This is a genomic window from Pseudomonas syringae group sp. 243L2, from assembly GCF_032587875.1.
Classification (GTDB): Bacteria; Pseudomonadota; Gammaproteobacteria; order Pseudomonadales; family Pseudomonadaceae; genus Aquipseudomonas; species Aquipseudomonas amygdali.
This window is the reverse complement of the sequence record NZ_JAWHPL010000021.1, coordinates 704,091-721,798: the sequence shown is the minus strand read 5'-3', so window position 1 is coordinate 721,798 and position 17,708 is coordinate 704,091. Positions and strand designations below refer to the sequence as shown.

Sequence of the window (17,708 nt, the reverse complement as noted above, 5' to 3'; positions counted from 1 at the left end):
GTATGTAGAAATACGGGGCCATAGCTCAGCTGGGAGAGCGCCTGCCTTGCACGCAGGAGGTCAGCGGTTCGATCCCGCTTGGCTCCACCACTTACTGCTTCTGTTTGAAAGCTTAGAAATGAGCATTCCATTGATCCTGACGATCAGTGCATGAATGTTGATTTCTAGTCTTTGATTAGATCGTTCTTTAAAAATTTGGGTATGTGATAGAAAGAAATAGACCGGGCACCTCTTTCACTGGTGTGTGTCCGGGCTAAGGTAAAGTTTGTGAATGCAAACTTTCGGCGAATGTCGTCTTCACAGTATAACCAGATTGCTTGGGGTTATATGGTCAAGTGAAGAAGCGCATACGGTGGATGCCTTGGCAGTCAGAGGCGATGAAAGACGTGGTAGCCTGCGAAAAGCTTCGGGGAGTCGGCAAACAGACTGTGATCCGGAGATGTCTGAATGGGGGAACCCAACCATCATAAGATGGTTATCTTGTACTGAATACATAGGTGCAAGAAGCGAACCAGGGGAACTGAAACATCTAAGTACCCTGAGGAAAAGAAATCAACCGAGATTCCCTTAGTAGTGGCGAGCGAACGGGGACCAGCCCTTAAGTTGTATTGAGATTAGCGGAACACTCTGGAAAGGGTGGCCATAGTGGGTGATAGCCCTGTACGCGAAAATCCCTTTGCAATGAAATCGAGTAGGACGGGGCACGAGAAACCTTGTCTGAATATGGGGGGACCATCCTCCAAGGCTAAATACTACTGACTGACCGATAGTGAACCAGTACCGTGAGGGAAAGGCGAAAAGAACCGCGGAGAGCGGAGTGAAATAGATCCTGAAACCGTATGCGTACAAGCAGTGGGAGCCCACTTGTTGGGTGACTGCGTACCTTTTGTATAATGGGTCAGCGACTTATTTTCAGTGGCGAGCTTAACCGAATAGGGGAGGCGTAGCGAAAGCGAGTCTTAATAGGGCGTCTAGTCGCTGGGAATAGACCCGAAACCGGGCGATCTATCCATGGGCAGGTTGAAGGTTGGGTAACACTAACTGGAGGACCGAACCGACTACCGTTGAAAAGTTAGCGGATGACCTGTGGATCGGAGTGAAAGGCTAATCAAGCTCGGAGATAGCTGGTTCTCCTCGAAAGCTATTTAGGTAGCGCCTCATGTATCACTGTAGGGGGTAGAGCACTGTTTCGGCTAGGGGGTCATCCCGACTTACCAAACCGATGCAAACTCCGAATACCTACAAGTGCCGAGCATGGGAGACACACGGCGGGTGCTAACGTCCGTCGTGAAAAGGGAAACAACCCAGACCGTCAGCTAAGGTCCCAAAGTCATGGTTAAGTGGGAAACGATGTGGGAAGGCTTAGACAGCTAGGAGGTTGGCTTAGAAGCAGCCACCCTTTAAAGAAAGCGTAATAGCTCACTAGTCGAGTCGGCCTGCGCGGAAGATGTAACGGGGCTCAAACCATGCACCGAAGCTACGGGTATCATCTTATGATGATGCGGTAGAGGAGCGTTCTGTAAGCCTGTGAAGGTGAGTTGAGAAGCTTGCTGGAGGTATCAGAAGTGCGAATGCTGACATGAGTAACGACAATGGGTGTGAAAAACACCCACGCCGAAAGACCAAGGTTTCCTGCGCAACGTTAATCGACGCAGGGTTAGTCGGTCCCTAAGGCGAGGCTGAAAAGCGTAGTCGATGGAAAACAGGTTAATATTCCTGTACTTCTGGTTATTGCGATGGAGGGACGGAGAAGGCTAGGCCAGCCTGGCGTTGGTTGTCCAGGTTTAAGGTGGTAGGCTGAGATCTTAGGTAAATCCGGGATCTCAAGGCCGAGAGCTGATGACGAGTGTTCTTTAGAACACGAAGTGGTTGATGCCATGCTTCCAAGAAAAGCTTCTAAGCTTCAGGTAACCAGGAACCGTACCCCAAACCGACACAGGTGGTTGGGTAGAGAATACCAAGGCGCTTGAGAGAACTCGGGTGAAGGAACTAGGCAAAATGGCACCGTAACTTCGGGAGAAGGTGCGCCGGTGAGGGTGAAGCATTTACTGCGTAAGCCCACGCCGGTCGAAGATACCAGGCCGCTGCGACTGTTTATTAAAAACACAGCACTCTGCAAACACGAAAGTGGACGTATAGGGTGTGACGCCTGCCCGGTGCCGGAAGGTTAATTGATGGGGTTAGCGCAAGCGAAGCTCTTGATCGAAGCCCCGGTAAACGGCGGCCGTAACTATAACGGTCCTAAGGTAGCGAAATTCCTTGTCGGGTAAGTTCCGACCTGCACGAATGGCGTAACGATGGCGGCGCTGTCTCCACCCGAGACTCAGTGAAATTGAAATCGCTGTGAAGATGCAGTGTATCCGCGGCTAGACGGAAAGACCCCGTGAACCTTTACTATAGCTTTGCACTGGACTTTGAATTTGCTTGTGTAGGATAGGTGGGAGGCTTTGAAGCGTGGACGCCAGTCTGCGTGGAGCCAACCTTGAAATACCACCCTGGCAACTTTGAGGTTCTAACTCAGGTCCGTTATCCGGATCGAGGACAGTGTATGGTGGGTAGTTTGACTGGGGCGGTCTCCTCCTAAAGAGTAACGGAGGAGTACGAAGGTGCGCTCAGACCGGTCGGAAATCGGTCGTAGAGTATAAAGGCAAAAGCGCGCTTGACTGCGAGACAGACACGTCGAGCAGGTACGAAAGTAGGTCTTAGTGATCCGGTGGTTCTGTATGGAAGGGCCATCGCTCAACGGATAAAAGGTACTCCGGGGATAACAGGCTGATACCGCCCAAGAGTTCATATCGACGGCGGTGTTTGGCACCTCGATGTCGGCTCATCACATCCTGGGGCTGAAGCCGGTCCCAAGGGTATGGCTGTTCGCCATTTAAAGTGGTACGCGAGCTGGGTTTAGAACGTCGTGAGACAGTTCGGTCCCTATCTGCCGTGGACGTTTGAGATTTGAGAGGGGCTGCTCCTAGTACGAGAGGACCGGAGTGGACGAACCTCTGGTGTTCCGGTTGTCACGCCAGTGGCATTGCCGGGTAGCTATGTTCGGAAAAGATAACCGCTGAAAGCATCTAAGCGGGAAACTTGCCTCAAGATGAGATCTCACTGGAACCTTGAGTTCCCTAAAGGGCCGTCGAAGACTACGACGTTGATAGGTTGGGTGTGTAAGCGCTGTGAGGCGTTGAGCTAACCAATACTAATTGCCCGTGAGGCTTGACCATATAACACCCAAGCAATTTGAGTGGACTTCCTGACAGGAGCATCAGATTGCGGTGACTGTGAAGATGACACGAACCGAAAGTTTGCGTCACAAACGCACCGAGTTATCACATACCCGATTTGCTGAAGCGCGCCGCAAGGCACGACTCGGTACCCGAATTTCTTGACGACCATAGAACATTGGAACCACCTGATCCCATCCCGAACTCAGTAGTGAAACGATGTATCGCCGATGGTAGTGTGGGGTTTCCCCATGTGAGAGTAGGTCATCGTCAAGATTAAATTCCAGAAACCCTCATCGCTTACGCGTTGAGGGTTTTTGTTTGTCTGGCGCGTTAAAGTATTTTCGTACCGTGTAGATATAAAAAAACCACCTGGTCGAGGTGGTTTTTTATTTTCAGGGAGAATCAATCCCCGCGGTATTCGCACCCACTGGTGCAGGTCTCGTGAATACGAACGGCGGACAGCTCAGGCAGCAGGGGCTTCAGCTCATCCCAGATCCATTTCGCCAGGTTTTCGCTGGTTGGATTCTCAAGGCCCGGGATGTCATTCAGGTAATTATGATCAAGGCGTTCATACAGCGGTTTGAAAATAGCCTTGATTTCCGAAAAGTCGCGGATCCAGCCTGTGTGAGGATCAACCTTGCCTGCCAGATGTATGCCGACACGAAACGAATGGCCGTGCAGACGTCCACACTTGTGCCCCTCTGGTACGTGAGGGAGGCGGTGTGCTGACTCGAAGGTAAACTCTTTGAAAATTTCCACTGTGTATTGGCCCCGGAAAAATGGCGATCGCAGACGCGATAAATGCAGTCGACGAGTTTAACAGCAATGGCCTGAAACTCCATGCAGGGCTTGGGTGTGACGATTCTTTCAAGTGCGATTGATGGCACTCGGCCAGATTAATTCAGTTTGAGTTAAGTTGTACGGGGTAAGGTAATCGCCATAGAAGCATCGACCGCTATGGACACCTCCAGTAATGAAAACGCTGACAACCCTGCTGACGGCCCTGACATGTGTTCTGACGTCTTGTGTCATCCAGGCGCGTGGTGTCGATCCGCAGGAGGTATTGCGCCTCAGTAATGCCGGCACTCTCCAGTCTGCTGAAAAGCTCGATGCTAACGCCCTCAGCAAGCACCCTGGTGCCAGCATTCTTGATACACAGTTCAAGAATATATACGGCAGGTACGTTTACAATGTCGAGCTGCGTGACAAGCACGATATTGAGTGGGTTCTAGAAATAGACGCCGCTACGGGCCAGGTCTACAGGAATCATCAGGATAACTAATGAATGTCGACAAGCGTCTCTGTGTCATCCTTGGTTTAAGTCTGACCTGCTCTTTTGTCTATGCCAGAGATCTGAACCAGGATGAAGCGCTCAGTCTGCGGCAGCGTGGGGTGATACTGCCTCTCGAACAGTTTATCGAGCGCGCGCTGGGTCTTCATCCCGGCGCTCGCCTGCTGGAGGCTGAGCTTGAGGAAAAAAATAACATGTACGTGTATGAATTTGAGTTGTTGACCCCGCAGGGTGTTGTCCGTGAGCTCAAGTTCGATGCGCGCGATAGCCGATTGCTGAAAGACGAGGATGATGACTGATGCGCCTGCTACTGGTTGAAGACCATGTTCCTCTCGCGGATGAGTTACTCGCTGCGCTGGGACGGCAAGGCTACGCAGTCGACTGGCTGGCTGACGGTCGTGACGCGGTTTATCAAGGCGCAACCGAGCCCTACGACCTCATTGTTCTGGATCTGGGATTGCCCGGCATGCCCGGGCTTGAGGTTCTCCAGCAATGGCGCGGCAAGGGCCTGGCTACCCCCGTACTGATTCTGACGGCACGAGGTTCGTGGTCAGAGCGTATAGAAGGCTTGAAGGCGGGGGCTGACGATTACCTGACCAAACCTTTTCATCCTGAAGAACTACAGTTGCGTATTCAGGCCCTGTTGAGGCGTTCGCACGGGCTTGCCAACCAGCCAACCCTGGAGTCTGCCGGCCTTAATCTGGATGAAGGTCGCCAGAGTGTCAGCCGGGATGGCGTTGATATCCAGCTCACGTCTGCAGAGTTTCGTCTGCTGCGCTATTTCATGCTCCACCCTGGACAGATTCTCTCCAAAAGCCATCTCTCTGAGCACTTGTACGATGGCGAAAACGAGCGTGACTCCAATGTCATCGAGGTCCATGTCAATCACCTGAGGCGCAAACTAGGCCGCGCAGTGGTCGAGACACGCCGTGGCCAAGGCTATCTGTACGGCGGAGCCGGAGGTTGAAATCCATACAACGGCGTCTGAGCCTGGGTCTTATCGCCGTTATGGTCGTTGTCGGCCTGGTGATGGCGCAGACCAGTCTCTGGTTGTTTGAAGTGGGCCTGCAGCGCTATCTGGAGTCTGGCTTACGCAATGAGAGCGAGAACCTGCTGGTGGCGCTGGTGCGGGGTCCTGCCGGGCTGCAACTGGATGAACATCGTTTGTCGGGTGCTTATCAGCGTCCGCTGTCCGGCCACTATTTCCGCATGGACTTGCCGCATGGCCACTGGCGCTCCCGTTCTTTGTGGGATTTTGAGCTGCCTCAGCCTGGGGTGGGGTTGCACGCTAACCTTGAGCTCGGCAAGACCGGGCAATCGCTGTTGATGCTGACCAGCGAATACCGAAAGTTCGGCAAGCAGATTTCAATTACCGTCGCCCAGGATTACACGCCGGTCAGGGCGAGCTTTCGTCTCATGCAGCAGATCGGGCTTGGGCTCGGCCTCGCGGCGCTGATCCTGGTGCTGGTTTTGCAGCGCATCACTGTGCGCAGGGCGCTTCGTCCCCTGGAAACCGTTCGCGAACAGATCTTCCAGCTTCAGCAGGGTCAGCGTTCGCAACTGGACAATCAGGTTCCCCTTGAGCTTGAGCCCCTTGTGGCTCAGATCAACCACCTGCTTGCGCATACTGAAGACAGCCTGAAACGCTCACGCAATGCACTGGGCAATCTGGGGCACGCCTTGAAGACACCGCTTGCGGTATTGCTCAGCCTGGCCCTCAGTGGACAGCTGGACGGCAACCCGGCACTGCGCAAGACGTTGCAGGAGCAATTGGAAAATATCCGTCTGCGTCTGGAGCGTGAACTCAATCGGGCCCGTCTTTCCGGGGACGCGCTGCCCGGAGCCCGTTTCGACTGTGATGCTGAACTGCCCGGGTTGTTTTCCACGTTGGGCATGATTCATGGTGCTCACCTTCATTTGGTCAACGATGTCGAAGCAGGCATGCACCTGCCGTGGGACCGGGAGGATATCCTCGAATTGCTGGGCAACCTTCTGGATAACGCCTGCAAGTGGGCCGACAGCGAAGTGCGTCTGAGCATTTTCAGTCAGGCTCAGGGCTTCAGCCTGCTGGTGGACGATGACGGGCCCGGTATTCCGGAAGCGCAGCGCGCAGAGGTGTTCAGCCGTGGCGCTCGCCTTGACGAGCAGATTACCGGTCATGGCCTGGGCCTGGGGATTGTGCGCGATATCGTTGAGGCCTGGGGCGGCCAACTGCAGTTGCAGGAGAGCCCCGCTGGAGGGCTTCGCGTACGCATTGATCTTCCCGAGCGCACTGCTCCATAAGTTGCCAGCCTGCAACTCTCAGAGTGTTCATACAAAAAAATACGCCAGGTCTTAATGTCCGTCGGATGCCGCCGATAGCCTGACAGGTATCTCTGACTCATAAAAATAACCATAAGGCCACTCCTATGCGTCTCAGTCTGAAAGCCAAGGTTCTGTCGCTGGCAGTTCTGCCGGTTCTGATATTTGCGCTGGTGATCAGTGCTACCACGGTGTTCATGCTGCACCGACAGGCCGAGCGCGAGGTCAGCGATACGCGAGAGCGTTTGCTCTCTGAAGCCAAAGCAACGTTGCAGAACTACGTTGCGATCGCCATGACGGCCATCAAGCCGCTTTACGAGGCGGCAGCGCCGGGTGATGAAACTGCGCGCGCTAATGCGATCAAGCTGCTTTCTTCCATCAGTTATGGCAAGGATGGTTATATCTTTGGCTATGACTCTCAGGTAATCCGGATATTCCGTAGCAACAGTCCTGATGGCGTGGGCAAGAGTTTCAATGACGCCCGCGATGCGAACGGGGTCTACATCAACCGCGAACTGGTGGCGGTCGGCAAGGCGGGCACTCACTATGTGATGTACTCCTCGGCCCTGCCTGGCAAGACTGAACCTGTGCCCAAGATTGGCTACACGGATTATCTGCCAAAGTGGGATCTGATCATCGGTTCTGCCGTCAATATAGACGGCATTGACGCTAAAGTTGCCGAAGTCAGGCAGAACGTCGAAGCGCGCCTGAAGGAAATGCTGTACAGCATTTTGGGTATCACCGTCCTGGTGCTGGTCATCATTGGCGTCATCGGGATATTGATGGCCGGCACTCTGCTACGTCCGCTCGGTTTGATGAAAAACAATCTGGATGACATCGCGGCGGGTGAAGGCGATCTGACTCGGCGTCTGGCCATTACCAGTAATGACGAGCTTGGTGATCTGGCTGGTTCGTTCAACCGGTTTGTCGACAAGATCCACGGTATGGTTCGTCAGGTCAGTGAAATGACCGGGCAACTCAATGGACTGGTCGGAGAAGTGTCATCCCAGGCACAGCGCTCGGAAACCGCCATGGACCGTCAGCGCCACGAAACAGATCAGGTGGCGACCGCAATCAATCAGATGTCGGCTGCGGCTCAAGAGGTCGCCAAGAGCGCGCAGGGTGCCTCCGTGGCTGCTCAGCAGACCGACGAGCAAGGGCGCGCCGCCAAGCGCGTTGTGGATGGCAGTATCAGACAGATTCATGCGCTGGTAGACGACATCCGCAAAAGTGGCTCGTCACTGGATGTTCTGCAAAAGGACGTTTCTTCGATCGTCAGCGTACTGGGCGTCATTCGCTCTATCGCCGAACAAACAAACCTGCTCGCACTCAATGCAGCCATCGAGGCCGCGAGGGCAGGGGAAGCAGGGCGTGGTTTTGCTGTGGTTGCCGACGAAGTTCGGGCGCTGGCCAGCCGCACCCAGCAAAGCACGCAGGAAATTCAAGGCATGATCGACCGTCTGCAGCAGGGCACTCAGGAGGCTGTTACGGCAATGCGCCGTTCCAGCGAAGCTGGCGACGGGACCTCTGCGCAAGCCAACGAAGCAGGCACATCGCTGGTGACCATAGGTGAGTTGATCGCGACGATCAATTCGATGAACGCGCAAATTGCCAGCGCAGCCGAAGAGCAAACGGCAGTTGCCGAAGAAATCAATCGCAGTGTTCATCAGATCGCAGGTGCAGTCGAAAGCGTCGCCGACGAAACCCGGCAAAGTGCACAGACCTCACGCAGCCTTGCCGAACTGGGCTCGCGCCTTGACAGTCTGGTCGGCCAGTTCCGTGTCTGATGCTTGCGTGGCAGGGGCGCTGATGTCCGCAACAGCCTGCGCCTGCCATCGCGGTCATATTGCCTTCATAGAAGATGGCACTCGTACGTTCAAGTGCTGACTAAGCTGTAGACCGGGCGCGAGGCGCGGTCTACTGACATGGACAGGACATGAACGAAACCACGTTGCAATATAAAACCCTCATCATGCTATTGGTGCTGGTCACCATTGCCTTCATATGGATTCTGCTGCCGTTTTACGGCGCAGTATTCTGGGCGGTCATTCTCGGGATCATCTTTGCGCCTGTGCAGCGCAGGTTGCAGATCAAGTTCAACTGGTCACGCAATCTTACCTCCCTGTGCACCCTGACCATCTGTCTGGTGATTGCGATTCTGCCGGTGATCGTCATCAGCGCCTTGCTGGTTCAGGAGGGCACCACGCTGTACAAGAATGTCGAGACCGGGCAACTGGATATCGCCGGTTATCTCGCCGAGTTCAAGGACCTGCTGCCGCATTCGATCCAGGCACTGCTCGACCGACTGGGCATGGGCGATCTTGAAGGATTGCGCGACAAGATCACCAAAGGGGCAATGCAGGGCAGTCAGTATCTGGCGACTCAAGCGTTCAGCTTCGGGCAGGGCACCTTCGATTTCGTGGTGAGCGTGTTCATCATGTTGTACCTGCTGTACTTCTTCCTGCGAGATGGGCAGGAGTTGGTACGCAAGATACGTACGGCCTTTCCGTTGGGCGAACAGCAGAAGCGTCGTCTGCAACTCAAGTTCACTCGAGTGGTACGTGCCACGGTCAAGGGCAACGTCGTGGTCGCGGTGACGCAAGGTGCGCTGGGCGGTTTTATCTTCTGGGCGCTGGACATCCCGAGTGCGTTGCTGTGGGCGGTGATCATGGCCTTCCTGTCGCTGTTGCCCGCTGTGGGGGCGGGGATTGTCTGGGCGCCAGTGGCTGTCTACTTCCTGCTCAGTGGCATGATCTGGCAAGGTGTAGTGCTGGGGTTGTTCGGTGTTTTCGTGATCGGTCTGGTGGATAACGTGCTGCGTCCGATCCTGGTGGGCAAGGACACGAAAATGCCGGACTACCTGATCCTGATTTCCACGCTGGGCGGTATGTCGGTCTTTGGTCTGAACGGCTTTGTCATAGGGCCTCTGGTGGCCGCACTGTTCATCTCCAGCTGGGGTTTGTTCAGCGGTGCCAAGAAGCCCGTCAGGCTGCCAGGCTAACATACCGTTACGCGTGGCCGATACAGACCCGCGAATGCCCCTGTCGTTATCAGGCAGGGGGATGCGCGGGTTATTCATTTATGTAACAGGCCTGGAACAGACTTCATTCAGAGCCCCTTGCGGCAATGACAGCCGACTCCATGAAGGCTGCCAGATCGGTATTGAAGCGCAATGCTTCTTCCAGAAATGGCGCGTGACCTGAGTTTTCGTACACCTTCGATAGAATCCGCGCATTGAGTTGCCGGGCGCGTGCGATGCTGGGCTGAACGTTGACCAGCTCATCCTTGGCACCATACAGCATCAATACCGGCACCTTTGCTTTGGGCAAGCCTTTGGCCACATCGACAGTCATTGCAGGCGTGGCACGGGTCATCGTCCACGATGCCATCGCAGCATTGGACAAAAGTCGTTCGAAAGTCGGTGCATCTGGCTGTGTGTGGAAGCACAGTCCGAGAAAAGTGCGTACTGCATCAAGGTGTGTCTTCAGGTCCTCTGAACTCAGGCCGGCATATACATGAGGATGGGCTGTAATCAGAGCAGCATTAAGCTCAATGACACCATCAACATACACAACGCCGCCGATCTTCGCGTCACCATAGGCGGCGAGGTAGTTAGACATGACCACGCCCCCCAATGACCAGCCGACCAATACTGGACGCTTGCTGTTCGTGGCTTCAAGTACCGCTGCCAGATCGTCCGCGTAACGGCGCCCGTTACGGTACGCCTCGGTATTAGCGGGCTTGTCGGAAAGCCCGTGACCGCGCAGGTCATAGGTAATCATTCGATAACGCTGCAGCTGCGGACTAACGATCTGCTTTTCCCAATTGAGGCGGCTGCCCAACAAACCGTGAATGAAAATCAGGGATTGCCCGTTCGGATCGCCTGATTCCTGCACAGCGAGTTCGACGCCGTCAGGGGCTGTGACGGTGTAGTGTTTGTCTACTGCCAGGGCCAGTGACGATAGTCCTGTCAGCAGCGCAGCAAGCAAGGTATTGCGCAGCAGGTGAACGAAGCGAATGTGATTCATGAGGCTATTTCCACGCGGCAGAAGTGATGGGCGCACTGTAGGTCGATGATGTAGGACGGTCTATGACGTAAGATCCTGATAAATTGATTGATCGTCCTGAACTCGAAGTGGCCTTTCTCCATGCAATCCCCGTCAAATGACCCCATCAGCGAGCTGCTGCTCGGTATGCGTCTTTTCGGCGTTCAATTCCGCAGGCTGGAAGTTGTGCCGCCTATGGGTGTTGGCTTCACTAACGCAATCGGACGAGCACAGTTTCATTTCGTCGGACGTGGGCCTGTCTGGCTACGCAGCGCTGAGAACGTTCTATACAAGCTCGATACCGGAGACGCGGTTCTTATTCCGCGCGGTGGGCACCACGCTATGTTGACGATCGAAAACACGTCTGCAAGCGATGTACAGCGGTTTGATCCGTCTACTGGCATCAGCGATGGCGTTCAAGATCAAGCAGATGCCGGGGAGGGCGGAGCTGTTGATCAGGCGATTATCTTCAGCTGTTGCATGGAGTTGGAGCTGGGCGGCATGCAGCCGCTTGTTGCCGCCATGCCGGATGTTATGCAGGTCAGCACTCTGCTGGAGACGTGTCCCGAGCTGCGGCCCATGCTCGAGGCAATGGAGCGTGAAGCCTTGATGCTACAGGCTGGGCACGCAGGCATTCTGGCACGTCTTGCTGAAGTCGTGGCCGCGCTGCTGGTGCGTGGCTGGGTTGCAGGCGGCTGTGGGAATGCCACGGGCTGGCTCGGTGCTTTGCAAGACCCTCGGCTGAGTCGAGCCATCGTTATGATGCACCAGCATCCAGGCAGAAGCTGGACGGTAGCTACGCTTGCCCATGAGGCCAGGCATTCTCGATCAGTGTTCGCACAGCGCTTTCTCGAAGCAACGGGTAAGCCGCCATTGCAGTACCTGACGGAGCTGAGAATGCGTCTGGCATTGCACAGCCTGAGCCGCGAGCAGCATTCGGTGGAGGCCGTTGCCAATCAGCTGGGGTACGGTTCATTGGCGGCCTTCAGTCGCGCATTCAAAAGAACGGTGGGCATATCGCCAGGCGCTGTGCGGGCCGCGAAAAGCGTCGACGGGTAACCATTTCAGCTGTTTCCGAAGGCAAAAAAAACCCTGCTCGATAGCAGGGTTTTTTGTTTGCAGATGATCAGCCTGCCACGTGCAGACCGGCATTGACCACCAGATCCAGCAGCGGTTGCGGGTACACGCCCAGCACGAAGGTCAGGATCGCGACGGCCAGCAGCATAACGCCGCCAGTGCGCTGCGCCCAGTTGATCGCTGCATCGTGGCGTGGAAGCTTGTTGTCGACTAGATACATGGTGACCATCACTCTCAGGTAATAGAACACGCCAATGGCGCTACCGATCACCAGTGCTCCGATAAGCCACCACAGTTGCGACTCGACACCGGTGGCAATGATGTAGAACTTGCCGATGAAGCCTGCGGTAAGCGGGATACCTGCCAGTGACAGCATCATCAGGGTCATGACTGCCGTCAGGTAAGGGCGACGCCAGAACAGACCGCGGTATTCGAACATCGCGTCGGCATCACGTCCGCTGTAAGGCGAAGACATCATGGTGATCACGCCGAAGCTGCCCAGCGAGGTCAGGACGTAAGTTGCCAGATAGACACCAATCGCCTCGACCGCCATGCCTTTGCTGGCCACCAGCGCAATCATCAGGTAACCGAAGTGGGCGATGGAGGAGTAGCCCAGCAGACGCTTGAGGTTGGTCTGAGTCAGCGCCAGCAGGTTGCCGACCAGAATCGACGCTACGGCAATGACTGCCAGCACGTCATGCAGTACGCCACTGCTGGCTGCCGGTGAAATCTGGAACAGACGCACCAGTACCGCAAATACCGCCACCTTGCTGGCCGTGGCCAGGAAGGCCGCTACCGGCGCAGGGGCGCCTTCGTAAACGTCCGGTGTCCACAGGTGGAAAGGCACCAGCGACAGCTTGAAGGCCAGGCCGACGACCATCATGCCCAGACCCAGGCTGGCAATCGGGCTTGGCATCCCTGTCGCGGCAATGGCTTTGCCAATACCCTCGAAGCTCAGCGAGCCAGCTTCTGCGTACAGCAGCGCCATGCCGAACAGCAGGAACGCTGAACCTGCGGCCGATAGCACCATGTACTTGATGCCGCCTTCCAGCGAGCGCTTGTTGAAGAAGGCATACGCCACCAGACCGTAGACCGGCACCGAGAGCAGCTCCAGACCAATGAACAGCCCGGCCAGGTGTTGAGCGCTGACCAGCACCAGACCACCGGCAGCCGCCAGCAGGATCAGCAGGTAAAGCTCTTCACGGTTGCCTGGATACCCAGCCTTGCCGTCACCCAGATAGGCGTGTGCCATGGTCACACAGGCCAGGGTAGAGGCAAGGATGATCGCCATGTACAGGCAGGCAAAGTTATCGATGTGCAGCAGTGGTGTCACGACCAGCGGGGCAACTTTCAGCGCCGGATAGATCGACAGCAGGGCCAGGTTGAGACCTGCTACCGAAAGCAGGAACGTTTGCGAGTGATTGCGGCGCCATGCGATTGCCAGCATCACCACTACAACGGTGAGGCTGGTGATCAGCAGTGGCGCAAGCGCAATAAAGTGTTGAATCGTCAGGTCCATAGCGCTCTTACCGGGCCGAAGCGAGTTGAGTGAAGGCAGTGCCTAGCCATTGCTGCACGCCGTGCATGGTCGCTGCCGATGTGTCGAGGAACGGCTGCGGGAAAACCCCGAGCACGACCAGCAACACGGCAAGGCCCAGCACCATGATCATTTCACGTCCGTCCATGCCCTTCAGAACCTCGTCGGACTTCGACGGGCCGAAATAGGCGCGGTGGATCATGATCAGCGAGTAGACAGAGCCGAACACCAGGCCGGACGTGGCAATTGCAGTGATCCATGGCGAACTGGCGAAGCTGCCCAGCAGAATCAGGAACTCGCCCACGAAGTTGCCCGTGCCCGGCAGACCCAGAGAGGCGGCAGCAAAGAACAGGCTGATGGCCGGGATGTAGGCGATACGCGACCACAGACCGCCCATCTCGCGCATGTCACGAGTGTGCAGGCGCTCGTACAACTGGCCACTGAGGATGAACAGTGCCGCAGCCGACAGGCCGTGGGCAATCATCTGGATCAGTACGCCTTGCAGCGCTTGCTGGCTGCCGGAGTAGATGCCGATCAGTACAAAGCCCATGTGCGAGACGCTTGAGAACGCGATCAGGCGCTTGATATCGGTCTGGGCAAACGCCAGGAATGCGCCGTAGAAGATACCGACCAGGCCCAGCGTCATTGCAATCGGTGCGAACTCGGCCGATGCGTTGGGGAACAGTGGCAGGGCAAAGCGCAACAGGCCGTAGGCCGCGGTCTTCAGCAGGATACCTGCCAGGTCGACAGAACCGGCAGTCGGTGCCTGGGCATGCGCATCCGGCAGCCAGGAGTGCAACGGAACCACTGGCAGCTTCACGGCAAAGGCAATAAAGAAGCCCAGCATCAGGATGTATTCGGTCCCCGGTGCCAGTTTGGTCTTCAGCAGGTCAGCGTAGGCAAAGGTGATCACGCCTGTCTGATTGAAGTGCACCAGCACCAGACCCAGGATCGCCACCAGCATGATCAGGCCGCTGGCCTGAGTGAAGATGAAGAACTTGGTTGCGGCGTAGATACGAGTCTTCTTGCCGTCCGAAGAGCTGTGACCCCAGAGCGCGATGAGGAAATACATCGGCACCAGCATCATTTCCCAGAAGAAGAAGAACATGAACAGGTCGATGGCCAGGAACACGCCGACCACACCGCCCAGAATCCACATCAGGTTCAGGTGGAAGAAGCCTACCTTGCGCTGGATTTCCTTCCACGAGCACAGTACCGACAACACGCCGAGCAGGCCGGTCAGCAGGATCATCAGCAGAGACAGGCCATCGAGTGCCAGATGCACGTCGATGCCGAAGCGGGTGATCCACGGGTGGTGAAATTCCAGGGCCCAGGTCGGGTCGGCGCCAGGCACCGGCGCATAGCCGAAATTGCCGGTAGCCCACAGCCAGAGGCCGAGAACCAGTTCGAGGGTCATTGTCAGCAGCGCGATCCAGCGCGGCAGGGTAGAGCCGAAGCGCTCACCCAGCCAGCACAGCAGGCCGCCGATAAAGGGGATCAGGATTAGCCAGGGCAGAATCATGACGGGCTCAATTCCTTTCGCAAATTCGCAAGGTTCATATCAGATCGCAACCAGAACGACGGCACCGAGTACCAGAACGGCACCCACGGCGATCGAGGCAGCATACCAACGCAACTGGCCGGTCTCGGTGCGGCTCATGGTGTCATGACCGCCTTTGACCAGACGTGGGATCAAGCCGATGGTGCGGTCGAACGGATCACTACGCAGTACATGGCTGATTGCCAGATACGGCTTGACGAACAGCTTGTCGTAGATCCAGTCGAAGCCCCATGCCGCGAACCACCAGGCCGAGAGGAAACGGCCCGGAGCGCTGTTGGCGATAGCCGTCGCCAGGCGGCGCTTGCCGAGAAACAGCAGCGCTGCCAGCAGGATACCGGCCAGGGCGATGGCGCCAGAGGCGATTTCCAGACTGTGTTTGGCTTCGCCACCGGCATGGCCGACGCTCTGCGGTAGAACACCTGCCAGTGGCGGGGTGATCAGCGCGCCAATGAACGTCGACAGCACGATCAGTACCGACAGCGGCAACCAATGAGCAATACCGTGACCTGCGTGTGCTTCGGTCTTGGCTTCGCCGTGGAACGCGATGAAGATCAGACGGAAGGTGTACAGCGACGTCATGAACGCGCCCACCAGACCGGCATACAACAGGCCATTGTTACCGCTGGCGAATGCTTCCCAGAGAATTTCGTCCTTGGAGTAGAAGCCTGCTGTCAACAGCGGCAGGGCAGCCAGTGCGGCACCGCCGACGATGAAGCTGGCGTAGGCCAATGGCAATTTCTTCCACAGGCCGCCCATCTTGAAGATGTTCTGCTCGTGGTGGCAGGCAACGATCACCGCACCGGAAGCAAGGAAAAGCAGGGCCTTGAAGAAGGCGTGTGTCATCAGGTGGAAAATCGCGCCTTCCCATGCGCCTACGCCCAATGCCAGGAACATGTAACCGATCTGGCTCATGGTCGAGTAGGCGAGGATACGCTTGATGTCGGTCTGTACCAGTGCGGCGAAACCCGCCAGAACCAGCGTCACGCCGCCGACAATGCCGACCAGATGCAGTATGTCCGGTGCCAGTGCGAACAGGCCGTGAGTCCGCGCGATCAGGTAGACGCCCGCGGTAACCATGGTTGCTGCGTGGATCAGTGCCGAAACCGGTGTAGGACCGGCCATCGCATCTGCCAGCCAGGTTTGCAGTGGCAGTTGTGCCGATTTACCGACAGCACCGCCCAGCAGCATCAACGTTGCCAGCACGATCCAGAAATCGCCGACTTTGAAGTGCTCCGGTGCCTTGACCAGCAACTCCTGCACATTGAGCGTACCCAATTGCTGAAACAGGATGAACAGGCCGATGGCCATGAACACGTCGCCGATACGCGTAACGATAAATGCCTTGAGCGCTGCGTTGCCGTTGTTACGGTTGCTGTAATAGAAACCGATCAACAGGTAGCTGCACAGGCCCACACCTTCCCAACCGAAGTAGAGGAACAGCAGGTTGTCGCCCAGAACAAGGAACAACATGCTGGCAATGAACAGGTTGGTGTAGGAGAAGAAGCGCGAGTAGCCCGCTTCACCGCGCATGTACCAGGACGCAAACAGGTGAATCAGGAAACCGACGCCAACCACTACGCCCAGCATCGTGACGGACAGACCGTCCAGATACAGCGCGAAGTTGGGTTGGAAGCCATCAACGTCCATCCAGCGCCACAGCACCTGGGTGTAGTGACCACCTTCCGGTGGTGCAACGTTGAACTGCCAGATGACCCAGGCCGTGACAATGGCTGACAGGCCGATAGAGCCGACGCCAATCAGCGCCGCGAGGTTTTCCGAGATGCGTCCGCGAGAGAACGACAGCAACAGAAAGCCGATGAGGGGGAATACGAAAGTCAGAAAGAGAAGATTCATCCGCGCATCTCGCTGGCAGCATCGATATCGAGAGTGTGGAAGCGGCGATACAGTTGCATAAGGATCGCCAGGCCGATACTGGCCTCGGCTGCCGCAAGGCTGATCACCAGGATGAACATGACCTGCCCATCCGGTTGCGCCCAACGACTGCCGGCAACTACGAACGCCAGTGCAGAGGCGTTCATCATGATTTCCAGACTCATCAAAACGAAGAGAATGTTACGGCGCACCATCAGGCCGACCAGACCTAGGCAGAACAGGACCCCGGCGACCGCCAGACCGTGCTCAAGAGGGATAGCATTCATTGGCTTGGCTCCTTGGCCTCGTTGCGGCCCAGATGGAATGCCGTGACGGCTGCAGCAAGCAGCAGCATCGAGGCGAGTTCCACCACCAGCAGATAAGGCCCGAACAGGCTGATGCCGACCGCCTTGGCGTCGACTGTGGTGTGACCGATTGCAGCGCCGGTTGGATTGGCGAACAGTACGTACAGTAACTCGGCCAGCAACAGCGTGCCGAGAATCACCGGACCAATCCAGATGCCGGGTCTGAGCCATGCACGCTCTTGCTGAACCGAGGCTGGGCCGAGGTTCAGCATCATCACCACAAACACGAACAGGACCATGATCGCGCCCGCATAGGCAATGACTTCCAACACACCGGCAAACGGCGCACCGAGGCTGAAAAAAGTCATGGCCACAGCGATCAGCGAGATGATCAGGTAGAGCAGGGCATGCACCGGATTCGTGTTGGTGATCACCCGCAGGGTGGATACAACAGCGATACCGGATGCGAAGTAGAAAGCGAATTCCATCTTTAC

The 17,708-nt window shown here is 56.3% G+C and carries 14 protein-coding genes, 1 tRNA gene, 2 rRNA genes and 1 pseudogene; 11 read left to right on the top strand and 7 right to left on the bottom strand.

What is annotated here, in order from left to right; translation table 11 throughout:
- Positions 1 to 14 precede the first annotated feature (14 nt).
- The 3 genes from RYB66_RS16180 (at position 15) to rrf (ending at position 3,497) form a co-directional block, all read left to right on the top strand.
- Positions 15 to 90: transfer RNA gene (locus tag RYB66_RS16180), tRNA-Ala, on the top strand.
- 239 nt (positions 91 to 329) lie between these two features.
- Positions 330 to 3,221: ribosomal RNA gene (locus RYB66_RS16175) — 23S ribosomal RNA — on the top strand.
- 160 nt (positions 3,222 to 3,381) lie between these two features.
- Positions 3,382 to 3,497 (top strand): 5S ribosomal RNA (gene rrf, locus RYB66_RS16170).
- A 129-nt stretch (positions 3,498 to 3,626) separates the two neighbouring features.
- Here the strand turns inward: rrf and queD are convergent.
- Complete coding sequence (queD, locus tag RYB66_RS16165) at positions 3,627 to 3,983, bottom strand: 6-carboxytetrahydropterin synthase QueD (protein WP_002554029.1); 357 nt, start codon at positions 3,981 to 3,983, stop codon at positions 3,627 to 3,629.
- 214 nt (positions 3,984 to 4,197) lie between these two features.
- Here queD and RYB66_RS16160 point away from each other — a divergent pair, with 214 nt between their 5' ends.
- The 7 genes and pseudogenes from RYB66_RS16160 (at position 4,198) to RYB66_RS16135 (ending at position 9,817) form a co-directional block, all read left to right on the top strand.
- Complete coding sequence (locus RYB66_RS16160; RefSeq protein ID WP_005741049.1) at positions 4,198 to 4,506, top strand: PepSY domain-containing protein; 309 nt, start codon at positions 4,198 to 4,200, stop codon at positions 4,504 to 4,506.
- Positions 4,506 to 4,814: a PepSY domain-containing protein gene (locus RYB66_RS16155; RefSeq protein ID WP_002554027.1), complete on the top strand. Its 309-nt coding sequence runs from the start codon at positions 4,506 to 4,508 to the stop codon at positions 4,812 to 4,814. Before RYB66_RS16160 ends, RYB66_RS16155 begins: the two co-directional genes overlap by 1 nt.
- Entirely contained in the window at positions 4,814 to 5,482 is a 669-nt protein-coding gene (locus RYB66_RS16150) for a response regulator transcription factor (RefSeq protein WP_004659446.1), read from the top strand. Before RYB66_RS16155 ends, RYB66_RS16150 begins: the two co-directional genes overlap by 1 nt.
- Positions 5,479 to 6,798: a sensor histidine kinase gene (locus RYB66_RS16145; protein WP_004659449.1), complete on the top strand. Its 1,320-nt coding sequence runs from the start codon at positions 5,479 to 5,481 to the stop codon at positions 6,796 to 6,798. Before RYB66_RS16150 ends, RYB66_RS16145 begins: the two co-directional genes overlap by 4 nt.
- A 125-nt stretch (positions 6,799 to 6,923) precedes the next feature.
- A pseudogene (locus RYB66_RS26670) lies at positions 6,924 to 7,745 on the top strand (cache domain-containing protein); the annotation flags it as partial.
- A 15-nt stretch (positions 7,746 to 7,760) separates the two neighbouring features.
- Complete coding sequence (locus RYB66_RS26665) at positions 7,761 to 8,603, top strand: methyl-accepting chemotaxis protein (RefSeq protein WP_371217824.1); 843 nt, start codon at positions 7,761 to 7,763, stop codon at positions 8,601 to 8,603.
- Between the two features lie 149 nt (positions 8,604 to 8,752).
- Positions 8,753 to 9,817, top strand: coding sequence for an AI-2E family transporter (locus RYB66_RS16135; RefSeq protein ID WP_004659453.1), 1,065 nt, complete (start codon positions 8,753 to 8,755; stop codon positions 9,815 to 9,817).
- Between the two features lie 103 nt (positions 9,818 to 9,920).
- On the opposite strand, the gene RYB66_RS16130 is transcribed toward RYB66_RS16135, so the two are convergent.
- The gene (locus RYB66_RS16130) at positions 9,921 to 10,844 is read right to left on the bottom strand and encodes an alpha/beta fold hydrolase (RefSeq protein WP_005741047.1); all 924 of its coding nucleotides are present in this window, start codon (positions 10,842 to 10,844) and stop codon (positions 9,921 to 9,923) included.
- A gap of 120 nt (positions 10,845 to 10,964) precedes the next feature.
- Between RYB66_RS16130 and RYB66_RS16125 the strand changes: the two genes are divergently transcribed.
- Positions 10,965 to 11,921 (top strand): AraC family transcriptional regulator, encoded by a 957-nt coding sequence (locus RYB66_RS16125; RefSeq protein ID WP_005780009.1) that lies wholly within the window; start codon positions 10,965 to 10,967, stop codon positions 11,919 to 11,921.
- Between the two features lie 67 nt (positions 11,922 to 11,988).
- Here the strand turns inward: RYB66_RS16125 and nuoN are convergent, their stop codons facing one another.
- The 5 genes from nuoN to nuoJ are packed head-to-tail and all read right to left on the bottom strand — an operon-like array spanning position 11,989 to position 17,702.
- Positions 11,989 to 13,458 (bottom strand): NADH-quinone oxidoreductase subunit NuoN, encoded by a 1,470-nt coding sequence (gene nuoN / locus RYB66_RS16120; RefSeq protein WP_002554023.1) that lies wholly within the window; start codon positions 13,456 to 13,458, stop codon positions 11,989 to 11,991.
- Between the two features lie 7 nt (positions 13,459 to 13,465).
- Positions 13,466 to 14,998: an NADH-quinone oxidoreductase subunit M gene (gene nuoM / locus RYB66_RS16115; RefSeq protein ID WP_004665700.1), complete on the bottom strand. Its 1,533-nt coding sequence runs from the start codon at positions 14,996 to 14,998 to the stop codon at positions 13,466 to 13,468.
- Between the two features lie 39 nt (positions 14,999 to 15,037).
- Positions 15,038 to 16,891 (bottom strand): NADH-quinone oxidoreductase subunit L, encoded by a 1,854-nt coding sequence (gene nuoL, locus RYB66_RS16110; protein WP_004665699.1) that lies wholly within the window; start codon positions 16,889 to 16,891, stop codon positions 15,038 to 15,040.
- The gene (gene nuoK, locus RYB66_RS16105; RefSeq protein WP_002554020.1) at positions 16,888 to 17,196 is read right to left on the bottom strand and encodes an NADH-quinone oxidoreductase subunit NuoK; all 309 of its coding nucleotides are present in this window, start codon (positions 17,194 to 17,196) and stop codon (positions 16,888 to 16,890) included. Before nuoK ends, nuoL begins: the two co-directional genes overlap by 4 nt.
- On the bottom strand, positions 17,193 to 17,702 hold the full coding sequence (gene nuoJ, locus RYB66_RS16100) for an NADH-quinone oxidoreductase subunit J (protein WP_005745716.1): 510 nt from the start codon (positions 17,700 to 17,702) through the stop codon (positions 17,193 to 17,195). The genes nuoK and nuoJ overlap by 4 nt, the downstream gene beginning before the upstream one ends.
- Positions 17,703 to 17,708: the final 6 nt, after the last annotated feature.

Bases quoted from the DNA above. Each gene is read 5' to 3' on its own strand.
- RYB66_RS16135 (WP_004659453.1), top strand. From the start codon at position 8,753: ATGAACGAAACCACGTTGCAATATAAAACCCTCATCATGCTATTGGTG.
- nuoK (WP_002554020.1), bottom strand. From the start codon at position 17,196: ATGAATGCTATCCCTCTTGAGCACGGTCTGGCGGTCGCCGGGGTCCTG.
- RYB66_RS16130 (WP_005741047.1), bottom strand. From the start codon at position 10,844: ATGAATCACATTCGCTTCGTTCACCTGCTGCGCAATACCTTGCTTGCT.
- RYB66_RS16155 (WP_002554027.1), top strand. From the start codon at position 4,506: ATGAATGTCGACAAGCGTCTCTGTGTCATCCTTGGTTTAAGTCTGACC.
- RYB66_RS16150 (WP_004659446.1), top strand. From the start codon at position 4,814: ATGCGCCTGCTACTGGTTGAAGACCATGTTCCTCTCGCGGATGAGTTA.
- nuoM (WP_004665700.1), bottom strand. From the start codon at position 14,998: ATGATTCTGCCCTGGCTAATCCTGATCCCCTTTATCGGCGGCCTGCTG.
- RYB66_RS16160 (WP_005741049.1), top strand. From the start codon at position 4,198: ATGAAAACGCTGACAACCCTGCTGACGGCCCTGACATGTGTTCTGACG.
- RYB66_RS16125 (WP_005780009.1), top strand. From the start codon at position 10,965: ATGCAATCCCCGTCAAATGACCCCATCAGCGAGCTGCTGCTCGGTATG.
- nuoL (WP_004665699.1), bottom strand. From the start codon at position 16,891: ATGAATCTTCTCTTTCTGACTTTCGTATTCCCCCTCATCGGCTTTCTG.
- nuoJ (WP_005745716.1), bottom strand. From the start codon at position 17,702: ATGGAATTCGCTTTCTACTTCGCATCCGGTATCGCTGTTGTATCCACC.
- RYB66_RS26665 (WP_371217824.1), top strand. From the start codon at position 7,761: ATGGTTCGTCAGGTCAGTGAAATGACCGGGCAACTCAATGGACTGGTC.
- nuoN (WP_002554023.1), bottom strand. From the start codon at position 13,458: ATGGACCTGACGATTCAACACTTTATTGCGCTTGCGCCACTGCTGATC.